The organism is Lysobacter sp. TAF61 (genome assembly GCF_052113485.1).
GTDB lineage: Bacteria > Pseudomonadota > Gammaproteobacteria > Xanthomonadales > Xanthomonadaceae > Lysobacter_J.
In genome coordinates this window covers 1-19648 of record NZ_JBFRDH010000004.1, presented here as the reverse complement: position 1 = coordinate 19648, position 19648 = coordinate 1, and the positions used below count along the sequence as shown (strand labels likewise).

General features: G+C 67.1%; 15 protein-coding genes, 1 rRNA gene and 1 pseudogene. 7 read left to right on the top strand and 10 right to left on the bottom strand.

Translation table 11 applies throughout. The annotated features are described in order from the left end of the window. Positions 1 to 108: 108 nt before the first annotated feature. Genes AB4Y64_RS10245 through coxB form a run of 5 tightly spaced genes read right to left on the bottom strand, consistent with a single transcriptional unit; the run spans position 109 to position 4360 of the window. Complete coding sequence (locus AB4Y64_RS10245; protein WP_441816357.1) at positions 109 to 990, bottom strand: cytochrome c oxidase subunit 3; 882 nt, start codon at positions 988 to 990, stop codon at positions 109 to 111. A 46-nt stretch (positions 991 to 1036) separates the two neighbouring features. Beyond that, positions 1037 to 1627, bottom strand: coding sequence for a cytochrome c oxidase assembly protein (locus tag AB4Y64_RS10240; protein ID WP_441816356.1), 591 nt, complete (start codon positions 1625 to 1627; stop codon positions 1037 to 1039). Further along, positions 1624 to 1755: a hypothetical protein gene (locus tag AB4Y64_RS10235; protein WP_441816355.1), complete on the bottom strand. Its 132-nt coding sequence runs from the start codon at positions 1753 to 1755 to the stop codon at positions 1624 to 1626. Before AB4Y64_RS10235 ends, AB4Y64_RS10240 begins: the two co-directional genes overlap by 4 nt. Positions 1756 to 1770: 15 nt before the next feature. After that, a complete protein-coding gene (gene ctaD / locus AB4Y64_RS10230) occupies positions 1771 to 3384 on the bottom strand; it encodes a cytochrome c oxidase subunit I (RefSeq protein ID WP_441816354.1) in 1614 nt (537 codons plus the stop codon). Positions 3385 to 3409: 25 nt separating this feature from the next. Beyond that, a complete protein-coding gene (coxB, locus tag AB4Y64_RS10225; protein ID WP_441816353.1) occupies positions 3410 to 4360 on the bottom strand; it encodes a cytochrome c oxidase subunit II in 951 nt (316 codons plus the stop codon). A gap of 431 nt (positions 4361 to 4791) precedes the next feature. On the opposite strand from coxB, the gene putA reads away from it, so the two are divergent. Further along, positions 4792 to 8046, top strand: coding sequence for a bifunctional proline dehydrogenase/L-glutamate gamma-semialdehyde dehydrogenase PutA (gene putA / locus AB4Y64_RS10220; RefSeq protein ID WP_441816352.1), 3255 nt, complete (start codon positions 4792 to 4794; stop codon positions 8044 to 8046). Between the two features lie 177 nt (positions 8047 to 8223). Here putA and AB4Y64_RS10215 read toward each other — a convergent pair whose 3' ends face one another. Then, a complete protein-coding gene (locus AB4Y64_RS10215; protein ID WP_441816351.1) occupies positions 8224 to 9603 on the bottom strand; it encodes an OmpP1/FadL family transporter in 1380 nt (459 codons plus the stop codon). Positions 9604 to 9833: 230 nt separating this feature from the next. On the opposite strand from AB4Y64_RS10215, the gene AB4Y64_RS10210 reads away from it, so the two are divergent. Both AB4Y64_RS10210 and AB4Y64_RS10205 read left to right on the top strand, forming a co-directional pair. Further along, entirely contained in the window at positions 9834 to 10526 is a 693-nt protein-coding gene (locus AB4Y64_RS10210; protein ID WP_441816350.1) for a rhomboid family intramembrane serine protease, read from the top strand. A 134-nt stretch (positions 10527 to 10660) separates the two neighbouring features. Next, entirely contained in the window at positions 10661 to 10981 is a 321-nt protein-coding gene (locus AB4Y64_RS10205) for a DUF1820 family protein (RefSeq protein WP_441816349.1), read from the top strand. 48 nt (positions 10982 to 11029) lie between these two features. Here the strand turns inward: AB4Y64_RS10205 and AB4Y64_RS10200 are convergent. The 3 genes and pseudogenes from AB4Y64_RS10200 to gpmI form a co-directional block, all read right to left on the bottom strand. After that, positions 11030 to 12373 (bottom strand): annotated as a pseudogene (locus AB4Y64_RS10200) (S41 family peptidase); the annotation flags it as partial. 182 nt (positions 12374 to 12555) lie between these two features. Beyond that, on the bottom strand, positions 12556 to 13806 hold the full coding sequence (locus AB4Y64_RS10195; protein WP_441816348.1) for a murein hydrolase activator EnvC family protein: 1251 nt from the start codon (positions 13804 to 13806) through the stop codon (positions 12556 to 12558). An 8-nt stretch (positions 13807 to 13814) separates the two neighbouring features. After that, complete coding sequence (gene gpmI, locus AB4Y64_RS10190) at positions 13815 to 15353, bottom strand: 2,3-bisphosphoglycerate-independent phosphoglycerate mutase (protein ID WP_441816347.1); 1539 nt, start codon at positions 15351 to 15353, stop codon at positions 13815 to 13817. A gap of 206 nt (positions 15354 to 15559) precedes the next feature. On the opposite strand from gpmI, the gene AB4Y64_RS10185 reads away from it, so the two are divergent. From AB4Y64_RS10185 to AB4Y64_RS10170, 4 genes are all read left to right on the top strand, one after another. Next, complete coding sequence (locus AB4Y64_RS10185; protein WP_441816669.1) at positions 15560 to 16216, top strand: hypothetical protein; 657 nt, start codon at positions 15560 to 15562, stop codon at positions 16214 to 16216. A gap of 117 nt (positions 16217 to 16333) precedes the next feature. Next, positions 16334 to 18082, top strand: coding sequence for a M28 family metallopeptidase (locus tag AB4Y64_RS10180; RefSeq protein ID WP_441816346.1), 1749 nt, complete (start codon positions 16334 to 16336; stop codon positions 18080 to 18082). A gap of 93 nt (positions 18083 to 18175) precedes the next feature. Continuing rightward, positions 18176 to 18574, top strand: a complete 399-nt coding sequence (locus tag AB4Y64_RS10175; protein ID WP_441816345.1) for an MAPEG family protein — start codon at positions 18176 to 18178, stop codon at positions 18572 to 18574. A 92-nt stretch (positions 18575 to 18666) separates the two neighbouring features. After that, positions 18667 to 19398 carry a 2OG-Fe dioxygenase family protein gene (locus AB4Y64_RS10170; RefSeq protein WP_441816344.1) on the top strand — a complete coding sequence of 244 codons (732 nt, stop codon included), beginning with the start codon at positions 18667 to 18669 and terminating at the stop codon, positions 19396 to 19398. Between the two features lie 170 nt (positions 19399 to 19568). Here the strand turns inward: AB4Y64_RS10170 and rrf are convergent. Beyond that, positions 19569 to 19648, bottom strand: a 5S ribosomal RNA gene (gene rrf, locus AB4Y64_RS10165); the annotation flags it as partial.

Below are 19648 nucleotides of genomic sequence, written 5' to 3'. Positions count from 1 at the left end.
AACCGGCGTCCAATAAAGCAAAAGAGCGACGGCATGCCGTCGCTTTTTTGTTGGACCAGGTTTTCGACAGCGTTGGCCGATAGCGAACCCTGGTCCGTGCCGGGGTGCTTACAGCACGTAGACGAACAGGAACAGGCCGAGCCAGACCACGTCGACGAAGTGCCAGTACCAGGCCACCGCTTCGAATGCGAAGTGGTTGTCCTTGGTGAAGTGGCCCTTGAGGCAACGGAACCAGATCACCGCCAGCATGATCGTGCCCAGGGTCACGTGCGCGCCGTGGAAGCCGGTCAGCATGAAGAAGGTCGAGCCGTAGATGCCCGAGCCCAGCGTCAGGTTCAGTTCCTTGTAGGCGTGGATGTACTCCTCGGCCTGGAAGTACAGGAACAGCGAACCCAGCAGCACGGTCAGGCCGAGGAACACCAGCAGCTGCTTGCGGTGACCCGCCTTCAGCGCATGGTGGGCGACGGTGACGGTGGTGCCCGAGGTCAGCAGGATCAGGGTGTTGAGCAGCGGCAGGCCCCAGGCCGGAATGGTCTGGTAGACGCCACCGATCGCGCCCGGGCCGTTGCTCGGCCAGGCGGCGCTGAACTGCGGCCACAGCAGGGCGTTGGTCATCACGCCGTCGCCTTCGCCGCCGAGCCACGGCATCGCCAGCTGGCGGGCGTAGAACAGCGCGCCGAAGAAGGCGCCGAAGAACATCACTTCCGAGAAGATGAACCAGATCATCCCCATGCGGAACGAGGTGTCGACCTGCTTGTTGTAGTTGCCGCGGACCGATTCGCGCACGACGTCGCTGAACCAGCCGAACAGCACGCCCACCATCAGCGCGATGCCGAAGAAGAACGCCGGCTTGCCCCAGGTGCCCAGTTCCGAGAACCAGGAGGCAATGCCAATCATGGTGATGAACAGCGCGATCGAACCGAGGAACGGCCAGCGGCTGTGATGCGGCACGAAGTAGTGGCTGGCGTCTGGCGTATGGGCTTGGGCCATGGCGGCGTTCCGTCTGAGTGGTGCGATTACGAGGAAAAGGGCAGCGTCACGGTGCCGACAACGGTGCGGAGGCGGCCTTCGCCGTGCCCTGCGCCTGTGCGGTGAGCGTGTCGTTCTTGAAGAAGGTATAGGACAGGGTGATCGTCTTCACGTCGGCCGGCAGGTTCGGGTCGACGATGAAGCGCACCGGCATCTCGCGCACTTCGCCGGCCTTGAGCGTCTGGGCGGTGAAGCAGAAGCATTCGGTCTTGCTGAAGTAACCCGAGGCGCGCGCCGGCGCGACCGAGGGCACGGCCGAACCCACGATCGTGCGTTCGGCGGTGTTGCGGGCGTGGTAAGTGGTCTCGTACTGCTCGCCCGGCACGACCTGCATCGTGACCTGGTTCGGCGAGAAGTCCCACGGCAGCTTGGAATTGACGCCACCGTCGAACTGCACGGTGATCACGCGCCTGGCTGCCGTTGCCTTGGCATCGGCGACGCCTTCGGCGGCCGTGCGCTCCAGGCGGATGCCGAAGACCTTCTCGCAGGCGATGCGGTACAGCGGCACCAGCGCGAAGGTCAGGCCGAAGGCGAAGATCGCCACCACGACCATCTTGGTGAGACCCGCGCTGTTCTTCTTGTCCTGGACGTCGCTCATTTGCCGAGCACTCCGCCGAGAAGGAACAGCACGTAGATCGCGACCGCCGCCACCGCCACCCACGCGGCGGTGCGACGCGCCGCCTTGCGGCGCGCTGCAACGTCAGTGGGGTCGGTGATCGGCGTCATGTCGGTCGACTGCAATTAATGCGTGATGTCGCCGTGGGCGAGGTCGCCGTCACGGATGACCGGCGGCGTGGTGAAGGTGTGGTGCGGCGCCGGGCTCGGCACGGTCCACTCCAGGCCACGCGCGGTCGGCCAGGCGCGGGCTTCGGCCTTGACGCCGGCAGCCTTCGAGCGCAACAGGATGAAGGCCATCATGAACGGCGTGGCGAACATGCCGAACGCGCCAATCGAGCTGACCAGGTTCCAGTCCGCGAACACCACGTTGTAATCCGGGATGCGGCGCGGCATGCCGGCCAGGCCCAGGAAGTGCTGCGGGAAGAACAGCAGGTTGACGAAGACCATCGTCCACCAGAAGTGGAACTTGGCCATGCCTTCGTTGTACATGCGGCCCGACCACTTCGGCCACCAGTAGTACACGGCGGCGATGATCGCGAACAGCGCGCCGGTCACCAGCACGTAGTGGAAGTGCGCCACCACGAAGTAGGTGTCGTGATACTGGAAGTCGGCAGGAACAATCGCCAGCATCAGGCCGGAGAAACCGCCGATGGTGAACAGGACCACGAACGAGATCGCCCACAGCATCGGCGCCTCGAACGAAATCGAGCCCCGCCACATCGTGGTGACCCAATTGAACACCTTCACGCCCGTCGGCACCGCGATCAGCATGGTGGCGAACATGAAGTAGATCTCGCCACCGAGCGGCATGCCGACGGTGAACATGTGGTGCGCCCACACGATGAACGAGAGGAAGGCGATCGAGGCGGTTGCGTACACCATCGCCTGGTAGCCGAACAGCGGCTTGCGGCTGAAGGTCGGGATGATCTCCGACACGATGCCGAACGCCGGGAGGATCATGATGTAGACCTCGGGGTGACCGAAGAACCAGAAGATGTGCTGGAACATCACCGGGTCGCCGCCGCCGGCCGCGTTGAAGAACGAGGTGGCGAAGAACTTGTCGGTCAGCAGCATCGTCACCGCGCCAGCCAGCACCGGCATCACGGCGATCAGCAGGAAGGCGGTGATCAGCCAGGTCCAGCAGAAGATCGGCATCTTCAACAGGTCGATGCCCGGGGCGCGCATGTTGAGGATGGTGGCGATGACGTTGATCGCGCCCATGATCGAGCTGATGCCCATCATGTGGATGGCGAAGATGGTGAAGGCAACGTTGTTGCCACCCTGCAGCGACAGCGGCGGGTACAGCGTCCAGCCACCGGCGGGACCACCGCCCGGCAGGAACAGCGTCATCAGCAGCAGGGTGAAGGCGAACGGCAGGATCCAGAAGGACCAGTTGTTCATTCGCGGCAGCGCCATGTCCGGCGCGCCGATCTGCAGCGGGATCATCCAGTTGGCCAGGCCGACGAACGCCGGCATGACGCCACCGAAGATCATCACCAGCGCGTGCATCGACGTCATCTGGTTGAAGAACTCGGGGCTGAAGTGCTGCAGACCCGGTTGCGCCAGCTCCGTCCGGATCAGCACCGACATGAACGCGCCGATGATGAACATGATGAAGCTGAAAATCAGGTACAGCGTGCCGATGTCCTTGTGGTTGGTCGAAAAGAACCAACGCTCGATGAAGCCCTGCTTGTGGGCGTGATCATCGTGATGGGTGTCAGCGTGCGTGACGGCCATGGCCTACCTCAGGATTGCGTGACGATCAGCCGGCAGCCGCGACAGCGGCGACGGCTTCGGTGTTCGGGGTGGTGCCTTCCGGCGCCGGCTGTTCAGCCGGTGCAGCGGCGGGCTGCGCAGGTGCGGCAGGCGCGGCGGGAGCCGGGGCCGGAGCCGGGGCGTTCTTGGCCTTCTCGGAAGCCAGCCACTGCTGGTATTCCGCCTTCGGCACGGCCTTGACCACGATCGGCATGAAGCCATGGTCCTTGCCGCACAGCTCGGCGCACTGGCCGCGGTAGATGCCCGGCTTGGAGATGTCGGTCCAGGCCTCGTTGACGATGCCCGGGATCGCGTCCTGCTTCCAGCCCAGCGCCGGCACCCACCAGGCATGGATCACGTCGTCGGCGGTGATGACGAAGCGGATCTTGGTCTCGGTCGGCAGGACCAGGACGTGGTCGACGTCGAGCAGGTAGTGCGGGAGCTGGTCGACGGTCGGCACGGCCTTGCTCTGGCGCATCGCGTCGCTCTTGCGGTCCAGGCGGCTGGTGAAGGCCACGTTCTCGCCGAGGTACTCGTACTTCCACATCCACTGGTAGCCGGTGATCTTGACGGTCATCTCGGCGTTGCGGGTGTCGTACATCTTGATCAGCTTGCTGGTGGCGGGGAACGCCATCAGCACCAGCAGCACCACCGGGACCACGGTCCAGACGATCTCGAGCTTGGTCGAGTGGGTGAAGTCCTTGTCGGGCACCGCTCCCTTGGAGTGGCGGAACTTGACCATGGCCACGGCCATGGCGCCAAACACCAGGATGCCGATGACCACGCAGACCCACAGCGCGAACATGTGGGCGTCATAGGCATTGGTGGACTGGGCGGTGACGCCCTTGCCCATGTTCAGCTGCCACGGCTTGGGATCGGCCGCCTGCGCGAACGCAAGGACCGGCAGCGCCATTGCGGCGACACCCGCTGCCCACTGCTTGAAACGACCGGCTTTCATCTGTTCGAGCCCCAGAAATATCAACTAGGTAACGTATTGGATACGGTTGCGATGTCGTGCTCCGCGGGCTGCCTCTCCCGGCACCGGCCGCGCAACACGCGGGGACCGTCCGGACGGAGGTGGCTGGCGAGCCCCTGACACTTGGTATGGGGCCCATCACGCCGGGGCAGATCGCCCCATAGCGCTACGGATAACCGGGAAATGGTATCCGCCGACCACTGCTGCGGCAACCTGCGCGATGCAGTAAGCGGGCCTTGCACCTTGCAAAAACGGCTCTTTGCCACGCTTGAGGGGCTTGCGGGGCAAAAATTCCCCAGCGCGCTCCGACTTCGGAAGGGCGCTGCCCGCCGGGCGGGGCCACGGGCGCACGGGCCAGCGACGCCCATAGCCTCTAAACTAGTGGGCTCCCCACGGCAGTCTCCCCGGGCCCGATGACCATCAACGCTTCCCCCGCCGTCGCCAGCGACGGCCCGCCGCCGACGCGCGCGCTGCTCAGCCCCGAACTCCCGCCGGCGCCGGCTGCGCCCCGTGCCGCGATCACCGCCGGCTGGGTCCGCGACGAGGCCGGGCACGTCCGCGCCCTGCTCGAGCTCGCGCGACTGCCCGACGCCGAGCGCGACGCCGCCCAGGCCACCGCCGCGGGCATCGTCCAGCGCGTGCGTGCCCGGGCAAAGGACCAGGGCGCGATCGAGGCCTTCATGCGCCAGTACGACCTGGGCAGCGAGGAAGGCGTGCTGCTGATGTGCGTGGCCGAGGCGCTGCTGCGCATCCCCGACCAGGAGACCGCCGACAAACTCATCCGCGACAAGCTCGGCGATGCGGACTGGAAGCGGCACATGGGCCAGTCCGACTCGGTCCTGGTCAACGCCTCGACCTGGGGCCTGATGCTGACCGGGCACCTGGTCGATCTCAACGACGAGACCAAGCGCGACGTCCATGGCGCGTTCAAGCGCCTGCTCGGCCGCGTCGGCGAGCCGGTGATCCGCCTGGCCGTACGCCAGGCGATGAAGATCATGGGCCACCAGTTCGTGATGGGCCGGACCATCGGCGAGGCGCTGGCGCGCTCGGTCAAGGGCGCCAATGCAAGCTACCGCTACTCGTTCGACATGCTCGGCGAAGGCGCGCTGACCACCAAGGATGCGCTGCGCTACCTGCAGGCGTACCGCGATGCGATCCACGCGATCGGCAAGAGCGTCCGGCCAACCAGCGGCGATCGCGACGGCAAGCTCGACGTATTCGCCGCGCCTTCGATCTCGGTCAAACTCTCGGCGCTGCACCCGCGCTACGAGCATGCCAAGCGCGAACGCGTGTTCGCCGAACTGACGCCGCGCGTGCTCGAACTGGCGCAGCTGGCCAAGTCCTACGGCATCGGCTTCACCATCGACGCCGAAGAGGCCGACCGTCTCGAGTTGTCGCTGGACGTCATCGCCGCCGCTTACGCCGATGCCTCGCTCAACGGCTGGGAAGGCTACGGCCTGGCGATCCAGGCGTACCAGAAGCGCGCGCCGGAAGTGATCGCCTTCATCGCCGACCTCGCCCGTCGCCACGGCCGCCGCATCCCGGTGCGCCTGGTCAAGGGCGCGTACTGGGACAGCGAGGTCAAGCGCGCGCAGGTCGACGGCCAGCCTGGCTACCCGGTGTTCACGCGCAAGCCCAACACCGACGTCAGCTACCTCGCCAATGCACGCCGCATGCTCGAGGCCGGCGACGCCATCTATCCGATGTTCGCCACCCACAACGCGCAGACGATCGCCACGATCCACCAGCGCGCGAAGACCATGGGTCGCGCAAAGCACTTCGAGTTCCAGAAGCTGCACGGCATGGGCGACGACCTCTACGCCGAAGTGATTCCGGCCGAACGCCTCGACGTACCGTGCCGCGTGTACGCGCCGGTCGGCAGCCATGAAGACCTGCTGCCGTACCTGGTGCGCCGCCTGCTCGAGAACGGCGCCAATTCCAGCTTCGTCAACCGCATCACCGACGAGGACATCGCCATCGATGACCTCATCCACGATCCGGTCGCCACCGTTTCCTCTTTCGACTCCATCGCGCATCCGCGCATCCCGCAGCCGGTCGATCTGTACCGCAGCTACGCGGACTCGAAACAGCATGCAGACAGGACCAATTCCATGGGCATCAACTTCGCCAACGACGACCAGCTGCGCGCACTCGCCGAGCAGGTCAACCAGGCCACCCGCAGCGACTGGCGCGCCACCCCGCTCGTGCCGGGCACGACCATCGGCGGCGCCAGCATTGCCGTGACCAACCCGGCCGACCGTCGCGAGACCGTCGGCCAGTGGCAGGCCGCCGATGCCGCAACCGTCGAGCAGGCGTTGAAGAACGCCGTCACCGCGCAGGACGCCTGGAACACGCTGCCGGCCGCCAGCCGCGCGACCATCCTCGAACACGCCGCCGACCTGCTCGAGCAGCGCATGCCGCAGTACCTGGCGCTGTGCACCAAGGAAGCCGGCAAGACCCTGCCCGACGGCGTCGCCGAAGTGCGCGAGGCGGTCGACTTCCTGCGCTACTACGGTGGCCAGGCGCGCAAGCTGTTCCAGGTCGAAGCGCTGCCGGGCCCGACCGGCGAGTCCAACACGCTGCAGCTGTCCGGCCGCGGCGTGTTCGTCTGCATCAGCCCCTGGAACTTTCCGCTGGCGATCTTCGCCGGCCAGATCGCCGCGGCGCTTGCCGCAGGCAACTCGGTCATCGCCAAGCCGGCCGAGCAGACCAACCTCATTGGCTATTACGCTGTGAAGCTGCTGCACGAGGCCGGCGTGCCCGAAGCCGTGCTGCAGTTCCTGCCCGGCGACGGCGCCACCGTCGGCGCCGCGCTCACGCGCGACCCGCGCATCGCCGGCGTCGCCTTCACCGGCTCGACCGACACCGCCCGCGCGATCAACCGCGCACTGGCCGCGCGCGATGCCGCCATCGGCGTGCTGATCGCCGAGACCGGCGGCCAGAACGCGCTGATCGCCGACTCGTCCTCGCTGCCCGAGCAGGTGGTCAAGGATGCGATCGGTTCGGCCTTCACTTCCGCCGGACAGCGCTGCTCGGCCGCGCGCGTGCTGTTCGTGCAGGAGGACATCGCCGACAAGGTGACCTCGATGCTCGCCGGCGCGATGGCCGAACTGAAGGTCGGCGACCCGGGCTTGCTGTCGACCGACGTGGGCCCGGTGATCGACGAGGATGCACTGAAGATGCTGGTCGACCACGCCGCGCGCATGGACGTGGAGGCCACAAAGATCGGCGAGGTTGCCGTGGACGCCGACACCGCGCACGGCAGCTTCTTCGCCCCGCGCGCGTACGCACTCAAGTCGCTGGACCAGCTGCACAAGGAAGTCTTCGGCCCGGTGCTGCACGTGATCCGCTGGAAGGCCGACCAGCTCGATGCGGTGATCGACGCGATCAACGCCACCGGTTACGGCCTGACGCTAGGCATCCACTCGCGCATCGACGAAACCATCGAGAAGATCAGCGCGCGAGTGAAGGTGGGCAACTGCTACGTCAACCGCAACCAGATCGGTGCGGTCGTCGGCGTGCAGCCCTTCGGCGGCCAGAACCTGTCCGGCACCGGCCCCAAGGCCGGCGGCCCGCACTACCTGCCGCGCTTCACCACCGAGAAGACGATCACCGTCAACACCACGGCAGCCGGCGGCAATGCCTCGCTGCTGACGCTGGGCGACTGAGGCATCGGGCGGGCTCCGACCCGCCCATCCGCATCAACCCGTTCGTCCTGAGCGGAGCGCTCCGCATCGACCCGTTCGTCCTGAGCGTAGCGCAGCGAAGTCGAAGGACAGCCCGCGCCGCGCACAAAAAAAGCCCCGCCGAAGCGGGGCTTTTTCATGCAGCAATGACGCAATGGATCAGAACTTGTAGCGTGCCGAGAAGCCCAGCAGGTCGGCGTGACCCTTGAACTCGCCCACCAGGTGGGAGCCGCTCGAGGAAACCACGTCGATGGTCGGGCTGTCGATCGAGATGTACATGTAGGCCGCATCGACGCTCAGGGCCGGCGTCGCCTGCCAGGTCACGCCAACCGAGTACAGCATGCGGTCATTGTCGGGCAAGCGCGGGGTACGGGCCTGGTCGTTGGTCGGCGTTTCGTCGCTGGCGACGCCTGCGCGGAGCGCCCAGCTGTCGTTCAGATCGTATTCGGCGCCCAGCGAATACAGCATCGTGTCTTCCCAATTGAACGCCTCGGAAGAAACCAGGGCGCCGTTGGAACGCTTGATGTTGATCGACTGCAACGACTCCCAGCCGGTCTGCTGGATGTCGGCCATCATGCGGAAGTCGTCGTTGAAGTCGTACTGCACGCTCAACGTGTCCACCGCCGGGGTGGTCAGCGCTGCGCCACCCGGACCGGAGTTGTACTGGGTGATGCCAGCAGCGCCGAACAGCGCCTGCACGGCGGCCGGCTTGGTGAACTCGATCGAGCCTTCCAGGTCATGGTCGATCTCGGAGCGGTGCGAGTAGCCGATCGAGAGCTGGTCGGTCGGACGCCACTGGGCGCCGAACAGCCAGCCGATGCCGGTGTCGTCGCCGGTCACTTCGGCGAAACCATCGTTCTTCTGCGGACCGAACGGCGCGGCAACCGGGTTGGGCGTGATGCACGCAGCAACGTTGACGCGGCAGATCGCCGAACCGAAGTCGACGGCGTTCGAAAGGGTGGCTTCGGCACGCTCGTAGATGAAGCCGACGCCCACCGAGAAGCGCTCGCTCAGCTCGATCGCGGCCGACAGCGTCAGGTCGACGGTCTTGAGGTCGGACTTGACGGCGTTGTAGCGGCCGACCCAGTCGCGGTCGTATTCGGTCTTCAGGCCGAACGGCGCGCTGATGCTGGCGCCCAGGGTGACGTACTCAAGCGAGCCGCTCAGCGGCACGACCACGGCCAGGGCCGGGACGGTCTCGAGGCTGCCCGGGTCGCCACCGTTGCCGCCGGTCAGCGGACGGGCGAGCGGGGAGCCTGCGGCTGCGGTGCCGCCGCCGGTGAAGTCGGCGGTCAGGTCGATGCCGGTGACGTCGGCCTGGACCGTGGTGGACTTGAGGTTGACCATCGCCGCCGGGTTGTTGGACACAACCGAGGCGTCGTCCTGGGCAACGGCCGTGCCGGAGTTGGCGCGGCCCATGTTCTTGACGCTGTTCTCGCGAATCTGGAAGCCGGTAGCGCCGGCCTGACCGATTGCCAGTACGCCGGTGATGCCCAGAGCCAGCGCCGACAGGCGGGTGAAGCGGTGAACGTGTTGCATGCGTGTAGTCTCCATTGGAGTATTTATGTCTTCCGCGGCCGCCATTGCCTGGCACCCGACCGAATCCGGGCGCCTGTTGCGCGCCGGAAACCCCTCCCGACGTACGACGCCGTATGCACTATAACGCGGCAGTTAACTCGATGCTAACAAAAGCCGGCATGCCCCTCCGCACTTGCACAACGCCAAATTGCCGGCAATTCCATGACGTTGGCCACCGGGGAGCCTGAACGGTGTTCGTCTCGATCCCGACTCGCGAGCGCACGCCGGTTCGCTGGGCCACGCCAGCCCTGTTCAGCGTTCTATGGCTGTGCTTTATCGGCGTCGAACTGCTCCCTGACTCCGACCAGCGTCGCCTCCTGCTGGAATGGGGCGCGCTCTCCGGCGGCCTGACCTCGCCCGAGGAATGGTGGTCCTCGCTGCGCAGCGGCGTGCTGCTGCGCCTGTTCAGCGCGCTGTTCCTGCACGCCGACTGGGCCCACCTGCTGGGCAACCTGGTGTTCCTGTTGATCTTTGGACTGCCCGCCGAACGCGCGATGGGGCCGTGGCGGCTGTTGATGCTGTTCCTGCTGGGCGGTGCGGTGGCCAACCTGGCCGCGGTGATCGCGATCGGCACCCCCGACCGGCTGATCATCGGCGCCAGCGGCGCGGTCTCGGCGCTGATCGGCGCCTACCTGGCGCTGTTCCCGAGCGCCAAGCTCGGCGTGGTCGTGCCGCTGGGGCTGTTCCTGCAGTTCGTGAAGGTGCCGGCGCCGTTGCTGATCGGCGTGTGGGCCCTGCTGCAGCTGCTCTTCACCTTCATCGGACCGGCGTTCGGCGCGGTCGCCTGGTCGGCGCACCTGGCCGGGTTCGCGTTCGGCGGCGCGTTCGCGCTGATCGCCCGCGCCGGCATTGCCCGGCGCCTGCGCCGCAAACGCGGTTTATAGGCGCCATCGCCCAGGCCGGCAGTTGTCCGGGCTTGAAGTGGTCCGAGCTTGAGAAGGCAACAAGCCCGCCCCATTGTGTTTGCTACTGCGACGCAATGCCGTCGCCGATCGCGAACTCCGGACACTCCCCGCGCATGGCCAAGCCCCTCTACAAGGTGACCTTCCTCAACGCCGGCAAGGTGTACGAGCTCTATGCCCGCCACGTCGGTTCCGGTTCGCTGTGGGGATTCACCGAGGTCGGCGAACTGGTCTTCGATGTGCACGAGGGCGTGGTGATCGACCCGACCGAGGAGCGCCTGCGCGACGAGTTCGGCAACACCCGCGTGCTGCACCTGCCGATGCACAGCATCGTGCGTGTCGAGGAAGTCGAGCGCAAAGGCCAGTCGGCGATCCGTGACGCGACCACCGGCGAAAAGGTGGTCACGCCGTTCCCGATGCCCGCCAAACCGCGTTGACGCAATTGCGTTGCAGGCGCCGCGCTGGCGCCTGCACGCGCGTGGCTATTGTTTCGCCGCCGGCTTGGCGTTGCTCGCCACCGGCTTCTTCAGCTCGACCAGCGCCGCGGTGATCGGCGCATCGCCGTCGAGCACGTCGCCGGCGTTGTCGCCCGGCTGGCCGTCGCCTTCTTCCCCATCGCCGCGCAGGTGGCCCGGCAGGCTCGCCTCGCTGAGGTTGCGCACGGCCTTGTCTTCGCCCTTGCCTGGATGCAGCACGACATCGGGCGTGATGCCCAGCGCCTGGATCGACTTGCCACTGGGGGTGTAATAGCGCGCTGTGGTCAGCTTGACCGAGTCGCCGTTGTCCAGCGGCAGCACGGTCTGCACCGAGCCCTTGCCGAACGTGCGACTGCCGACGATGCGCGCACGCCCGTTGTCGCGAAGCGCGCCGGCGAGCACTTCGGCCGCACTGGCCGAACCGGCATCGACCAGCACCACCAGCGGCGCACCGCCGAGGCGATCGCCCGGCGTCGCCGAGAACTCGGCATCGCTGATGGCGATGCGCCCGCGCGTGCTGACGATCTTGCCGCTGTCGAGCAGGTCGTCGGCGATCTGCACCGCCGAGGTCAGCAGGCCACCAGGATTGCTGCGCAGGTCGATGACCAGGCCGCGCAGCTTGCCGCCGGCCTGCGCCTTGAGCGCTTCGACCTTGGTTTCGAAATCGGCCGCGGTATCGGCCTGGAACGCGCTGATGCGGATATAGCCGTAACCCGGCTCGAGCATCTTGCTGCGCACGCTGGCGATGCGGATGGTCTCGCGCTGGATGGTCACGTCGAAGGGCTTGTCCTTGCCCTCGCGCACGATCGTCAGCGTGACCTTGCTGCCGGCCGCGCCACGCAGCGGACCGGAGTTGTCGCCTTCGTCGGGCTTGAACGGTTTGCCGTCGATGGCGGTGATGACATCGCCGGCCTTGATGCCGGCGCGCGCCGCGGGCGTGTCGTCGATCGGGGCGATCACGCGCAGGCCGCCATCGGGCTGGCGCATCAGCTCCACGCCGACGCCGTCATAGGCGCCACGCGACTGCTCTTCGAAGCTTTCCGCATCGTCCTTGTCGAGATAGACGCTGTGCGGATCGAGATCGAACAGCAGGCCGCGGATCGCCGAATGCATCAGCTTGTCGTCGCCAACCGGCTCGACGTAGGCCTGCTTGACCGCGTTGTAGACCGACACATAGCGGCGGATTTCCTCCAGCGGAACCTTGGACTCGGTGGTCTCCGCGTCGGGCGACTCGATGGGCGCCTCCGGCGCCGCGCTCGCAGGAGGCGTGCTCGCAGGAGGCGTGTCCTGCGCCAAGGCCGGCAAGGCGACCGCAGCCGCGAGAGCTGCACCAGCGAGAGGAGCCAGAACCAGGTGACGCAGGGACATGCACGAAACTCCGGGGCAGGACGTCAGGGACTTTGAACGGTGGCGCGACCGCTCCGGGGAGCAGTCGTGCGCGGGTCCATTCGCGTGTTGATTATGGACACGTTGGCACGGGGCAATGGAAGGCTTTCGTTAATCCGCCGGACGGGCGGCGGACGTGCATTCAGCCGTCAGCGCCGCAGCCAGGTGCCCGGGTTTACCGGCGCACCGTTGCGACGCAACTCGAAGTACAGCGCCGGCCGGCCCTGGCCACCGGAGTTGCCGACGCTGGCGACGGTGTCGCCGCGCTTGACGCTGGCGCCGACGTCCTTGAGCAGGGCGTCGTTGTGCGCGTACAGGCTCATGTAGCCATTGCCGTGATCGACGATCAGCAGCAGGCCGTAGCCGGTCATCCATTCGGCGTAGACCACGGTGCCGTCGGCGACCGCCTTCACCGGCGTACCGGCGCCGGCGGCAATCAGCAGGCCGTCGCTGCTGCGTCCGTCGGGCATGGTCGCGCCGAAGCCGGCCAGCAGTGAGCCCGACACCGGCCACCCCAATCCGCCGACCTGCGGCGCCGGCGCGCTGGCCACCACCACCGGCGGCTTGCGCGGCGCGGCGTCGCCGCTGCCACTGCTGCGTCGAGCCTCTTCGCGCGCGGCGCGTTCGGCCGCCGCGCGCCGCTGTGCCTCGGCCCGGGCCGCGGCCACGCGCAACTTCTTCAACAACTGCTCCAGGCCCTTGGCGTCGCGCCCGAGTGCGCGCTCGCGCGAACTGCGGTCCTTGTAGCGCTGGTCGAGTGTGGCGACCAGCGCCGCACGCTCGCTGCGATCGGACTGCAGCTCGCCAAGCTGGCTGCGCTGCTGCTGGCGGGTGCTGTCAAGCTGGCTGCGTCGCTGCACGATCTCCGCCTCGACCGCATCGAGTTCCTTGAGCTGCGCGCTCAGTTCGGTGATGCGGGCCGTGCGGTCGCGCTGCAGGTAGCCGTAGTAGGCCAGGGTGCGGCTGCCTTCGGCGACGCTGTCCTGCGCCAGCAACAGCTTCAGCGGCGCGTCCTGGCCCTGCAGGTAGGCGCCGCGCAGCAACTGCGCCAGTTCCTTGCGCTGCGCCGCCATCCGCTCTTGCAGGTCCGTGCGCTGCTGCTGCAACTGCGCCAGCGATGACTGCTCGCGGGCCAGTCGCGTTTCGATGTCGCGCAGGCGACGGTTGGATTCGCCGACCTTCTCATCGGCCGCGCGCAGCTTGCGCGACGCATCGCCGCGCTGGTCCTCGATCTTGCGACGCTCGTCGGCGACCGACTTCAACTCGCGCTGGATCTTCTCCAGCTTGCGTTCGGCCTCGCTGCTGCTCTGCGCGACCACGGGCCTCGCCGCCATCGTGGCGACGAGGCAGGCAACGATGGCGAATGCGCGCAGCAGCCGCGTCATCGTGGTGGCGGGCATGGGTTGGATCAGCCCGCCAGCAGGCTCGTTCCGCTCATCTCGGCCGGCTTCGGCAATCCGAGCAGGTCGAGGATGGTCGGTGCGACGTCGCGCAGGGCGCCGCCGCTGCGCAGCGTCGCCGCACGCGGCCCGACGTACACGAACGGCACCGGGCCGACGGTGTGGGCGGTGTGCGGCTGACCGGTCGAGGCGTCGCGCATCATTTCCAGGTTGCCGTGGTCGGCGGTGATCAACAGTGCGCCGCCAGTGTCGCGCACGGCCTGGGTGATGGCCCCGATGGCAATGTCCACCGCTTCGGCCGCCTTGATCGCAGCGGCTATGTCGCCGGTATGGCCAACCATGTCCGGATTGGCGATGTTGCAGATGGCGACATCGACATCGCCGGAGTGGATCGCCGCGACCAGCCGGGCGGTGACTTCCGGGCAGCTCATTTCCGGCTGCAGGTCGTACGTGGCGACCTTCGGGCTGGGCACCAGGATGCGGGTCTCGCCCTCGTAGGGATCCTCGCGGCCGCCGCTGAAAAAGAAGGTGACGTGCGCGTACTTCTCGGTCTCGGCGATGCGCAGCTGCTTGAGGCCATTGGCGGCCAGCACTTCGCCCAGGGTGTTGCGCAGGTCGTCCGGGCCGAACGCGACCGGCGCCGGCAGGCGCGCGTCGTACTCGGTGAGGCAGACGAAACGCGACAGCGCCGGCCGGCGCGTGGCGAAGCCATCGAACGTCGGCGAGACGAACGCGGCGGTCAGCTGGCGCGCGCGGTCGGCGCGGAAGTTCATGAACACCACCGCGTCGCCATCGGCCATGGGCGCGCTGCCCTCGATCACGGTCGGCGCGACGAACTCGTCGTTCTCGCCGCGCTCGTAGGCCTGCAGCAATGCCTCGATCGGGCCGGTGGTGACATGCTCGCTGCGCGCTTCGACCATCGCGTCCCAGGCGCGACGCAGGCGGTCCCAGCGCTGGTCGCGGTCCATGGCGTAGTAGCGACCGCTGACGCTGGCGACGCGGGCGTTGCCGAGCTTGCGGCAGACGTCGTGCAGGCGCTTGAGGCTGGCTTCGGCCGACCGGGGCGGCATGTCGCGGCCGTCGAGGAAGGCATGCACGGCGACCTTGGCGACACCGGCCTGGCGGGCCAGTTCGAGCATCGCGAAGATGTGGTTCTCGTGGCTGTGGACGCCGCCGGGCGAGAGCAGACCCATCACGTGCAGGGTGCCGCCGCTGTTCTGGGCGGCGGCGCAGGCCGCGCGCAGCTCCTCGTTGCCGAAGAAGCTGCCGTCCTCGATCGCGGCATCGATCCGGGTCAGGTCCTGGTAGACGATGCGGCCAGCCCCTAGGTTCATGTGGCCCACCTCGGAGTTGCCCATCTGCCCGTCCGGCAGGCCGACGTGGCGACCCTCGGTGTGGATCAGCGTGTGCGGGGCGCTGGCCAGCAGCGCGTGCCAGTTCGGCAAGGTCGCCTGCGCCAGGGCGTTGTCGGTCGGGTCTTCACGGTGGCCCCAGCCGTCGAGGATCAGCAGGACAACGGGTTTGGGGCGCACGGAGGTGGCTGGCACGTCGGGGATTCCCTGAACTGGCTGAACTGGCTGAACTGGATGGGATGGGATGGCGCTGGAACAGCCCGGACCGGCGAAAGGTGACTTCGGGCACGGGCCGGAACCGGCACTGGCTGCGATTGTAGCGAAGCGGCGTAAACCGAATTCGCCCTGACCGCATCTCCTGCATTGAAGCCTGTCCCATTACGGAATCCCAACCGATGCGCATCCGCCCCGCTTTCGTACTCCCTCTCGCCCTGGTCCTGTCCGCCCCGGCCGCCTTCGCCGCCGAGGACATCGAAAAGGTCAATGGCAGCATCACCGTCGAGCCAGGCCAGCAGGCCGGCAAGCTCGAGACCGTCAACGGCAGCATCAAGATCGGCGCAGGCGCCCGCGCCGGCGACGCCGAGACCGTCAACGGCAGCATCAACGCCGCCGAGAACGTCCAGGTCGGTGGCCTGGAAACGGTCAACGGCAGCATCCGCGTCGGCGAAAAGTCGCGACTGGACGGCGGCCTGCAGACGGTCAACGGCGGCGTCTTCGTCGACCGCGACGGTGAAGTCCGCGGCAGCATCGAGACGGTCAACGGCGCCATCGGCCTGGTCGATACCGACGTCGGTGGCGACATCACCACCGTCAACGGCGACCTCACCGTCGGCGTGAACTCGCATGTGAAGGGCCGCATCCGCTACACCAAGCCGAGCCAGAGCTGGTTCTCCTTCAACCGCCGCGACCCGAAGGTGATCATCGGACCCAATGCCGTGGTCGACGGCCCGCTGGTGTTCGAGCGCAAGGTCACCTTGTACGTGCACAGCACCGCCAAGACCGGCGCGATCAGCGGCGCCACCGCGGTGCGCTACGACGGCGCGCTGCCGCCGGAGTAAGGTCCGCCACCCAAACTGCCGCGACCGGCACGTTGCCGGCCGGCACCGGGCCCTAGAATGGAAATCCGCGCAAGGCCGCCTGACGGTCTTGCGCGGTTGGTCCATTCCGGAGGTCCCATGTCCCGCACCCCCCTGCTTACCGCCGCCATCGCCAGCGCTTTCGTCGGCGCGATGGCGCTTACGGCCTGCTCCAGGCCCGATTCTGAAGCGCCGCTGGCTGCCGCACCGTCCGCTGCCCCTGCCGATGTCGGCAGCAGCCACGCGTTCGGTGATTCGATCAACGCCGCCGACTTCGCCGAACACGTCAAGACGCTGGCGTCGGACGAGTTCGAAGGCCGCGCTCCCGGCAGTCCCGGCGAGGACAAGACGGTCGCCTACCTGGAAGCGCAGTTCAAGCGGATCGGCCTGCAGCCTGGCAACGGCGACAGCTATGTGCAGACCGTGCCGATGGTCGAGACCGTCGCCGACGAAGGCACCGTGCTCAAGCTCGACGTCAAGGGCCAGCCGCGCGAACTGAAGTTCGGCAGCGACATGGTGATCGGCACGCGCAGCGGCAAGAACGAAGTCAAGGTCGACGGCAGCGAACTGGTGTTCGTCGGCTATGGCGTCAACGCGCCCGAGCAGAAGTGGAACGACTACGCCGGCGTCGACGTGAAGGGCAAGACCGTGGTCATGTTCGTCAACGACCCCGGCTTCCACGGACAGGATCCGAAACTGTTCGAGGGCAAGCGGATGACCTACTACGGCCGCTGGACCTACAAGTTCGAGGAAGCCGCGCGCCAGGGCGCCGCCGCCGCACTGATCATCCACGACACCGACGGCGCGTCCTACGGTTGGGACGTGGTCAAGAACTCCTGGTCGGGCGCGCAGTTCGACCTCCCGGCGAAGGACGATCCGGAACCGCGCCTGCCCGCGCAGGGATGGATCACCGCAGATGTCGCGCGCAGTCTGCTGTCCTCGCTCGGCCAGAATCTCGATGAGCTCTACAAGGCCGCCGGCAAACCCGGCTTCAAGGCGATTCCGCTACAGGCGAAGCTGTCGGTCGACCTGAAGAGCACGATCAGCGAGAAGTCCTCGCGCAACGTGATCGCGCGCCTGCCCGGTGCCACCCGGCCGGACGAAACCATCGTCTACATGGCGCACTGGGATCACCTGGGCAATCACGGCCACGAGGGTCACGGCGAAGCGGCCCCGAGCGGCAGCGACAACATCTACAACGGCGCCGTCGACAACGCCACCGGCGTGGCCGGCATCCTCGAGATCGCCGAAGCCTTCAGCAAGCAGCAGCCGCCGCCGGACCGCTCGCTGCTGTTCCTGGCCGTGACGCTTGAGGAGTCGGGCCTGCTCGGTTCGAAGTACTACGTCGCCCACCCGACCGCGCCACTGGACAAGACCGTGGCGGTGATCAACCTCGATGCCATGCCGGTGATCGGCAAGGCCCATGACATGACGGTGGTGGGATTCGGCAGCTCCGAGCTCGAGGACATCCTCAGGACCGTCGCCGATGGACAGAAGCGTGTGCTGCATGCCGAGGCGACGCCCGAGGACGGCTTCTACTTCCGCTCCGATCATTTCAACTTCGCCAAGGCCGGCGTCCCCTCGCTCTACGCCAAGGGCGGCGACGACCTGGTCGAGGGCGGCATGGAAGCCGGGCAGAAGGCGCAGGTCGACTACCGCGACAACCGCTACCACAAGCCCGGCGACGAGTACGACCCGGCGTGGAAGCTCGACGGCGTGATCCAGGACCTCGACGCGCTGTATGGCGTCGGCAAGACCCTGGCGGGCAACGAACAGTGGCCGAACTGGTACGAGGGCAACGCGTTCCGCGCCGCCCACGACAAACTGATGAAGCCCACGGCGAAGTAGGCCCGCGTTGCTGCACAACGACAACGGCGCCCCGGCAGTGGGGCGCCGTTGTCATTTCGGCTACGCTGGCGTCCTGCTCAACCGGGGAATGCCATGACGCTTGCCACTGCGTACGTCTGTGTCCTGATTGCCGCCTTCCTGCCCTACCTGTGGGTGGCCGTCGCCAAGGCGAGCGGCGAGCGCTACGACAACCGCGACCCGCGCCGCTGGCAGGAGCGCCAGCAGAGCCAGCGCTCGCTGCGCGCCAACGCCGCCCAGCTCAACAGTTACGAAGCGTTCGCGCCATTCGCCGCGGGCGTGATCATGGCCCAGCTGGCTGGCGTGCCGCACACGCAGATCGGCACGCTGGCCATCGTTTTCGTCGTCTTCCGCATCCTGCACGGCCTGCTGTACGTCAGCGGGCACCACATGCTGCGCAGCGCCGCCTGGGCTGGCGGCTTTGTCTGCGTGCTGTGGCTGCTGGTGCAGGCGGCACTGAACATCACTCCCTGATCGCATGGCAAGGCCGGCCCGGACGGGCCAGGCCCGCCATCGATCGACCACGCGCGGCGGCCCGATGCCGCGCCCTGCTTGCCATCCCCCGAATGCAAACAACCCGGAACACCCTCTCCGCGCTGCAGGAAACGCTGAGGCGCGACGGCTTCGGCTTTGTCGCCGGCGGCGTGATGCGCGGCTTCTTCCAACAGCGCGACGCGCTCGATGACTGGGCACAGTTCGCCGCGAGCTGGGACGATCTGGCGCCGGACGCCTACCTGGCGGCCGTCGGCCACCATCGCAGCCGGCGTTATGCCGTGTTTGCGGCCGGCAGCACCGGCAGGATCGTTCCCCAGCCGCATCAGCCGCACTACCAGAGCCGTGACTACAACAACCTCCAGGGCGGCATCGAGCGCTGGTTCGAGCCGGTCTTGCCGGAGGTCGTCGCCAGTTCCAGCCTGCGCGCGATCGTCGAGTTCTGCCGCGATTTCTACGGCGAACTGTCGCCGGAGGTGGCGGCCTGGCACATCGAACTGCACCAGTTCCGCATCGAGGCACGCCCCGGCGAACCCGGGCAACCGACACCGGAGGGCGTTCACCGCGATGGCGTCAATTACGTGCTGGTCCTGCTGATCGATCGACACAACATCGTCAGCGGCAAGACCACCATCCATGCCGCCGATGGCCGTGAGCTGGGGAGCTTCACGCTCACGCATCCAATGGACGCGGCGCTGGTGGACGATTCGCGCGTGTTCCACGGCGTTACCGCGGTGGAAGCGCAGGATCCGCAGGAGCCATCGCACCGCGACGTACTCGTCGTGACGCTTCGGGCCGTCGGCTGAAAGTAATCCCTGCGAGGTGACGGCGATATTAAATTCCGCGATATTAACTTCCGCGGTATCAACTGCCGCGGCATCAACTTTGCGCGGCATTAACTTTGCGCGGGCATCGACTTTCCTTGCGCACAAAGAAAAACCCCCAACCTTTCGGCTGGGGGTTTTAGGGGTAAAGCCCCTGGCGATGACCTACTCTTGCATGGCTTAGGCCACACTACCATCGGCGCATGTGCGTTTCACTTCCGAGTTCGGAAAG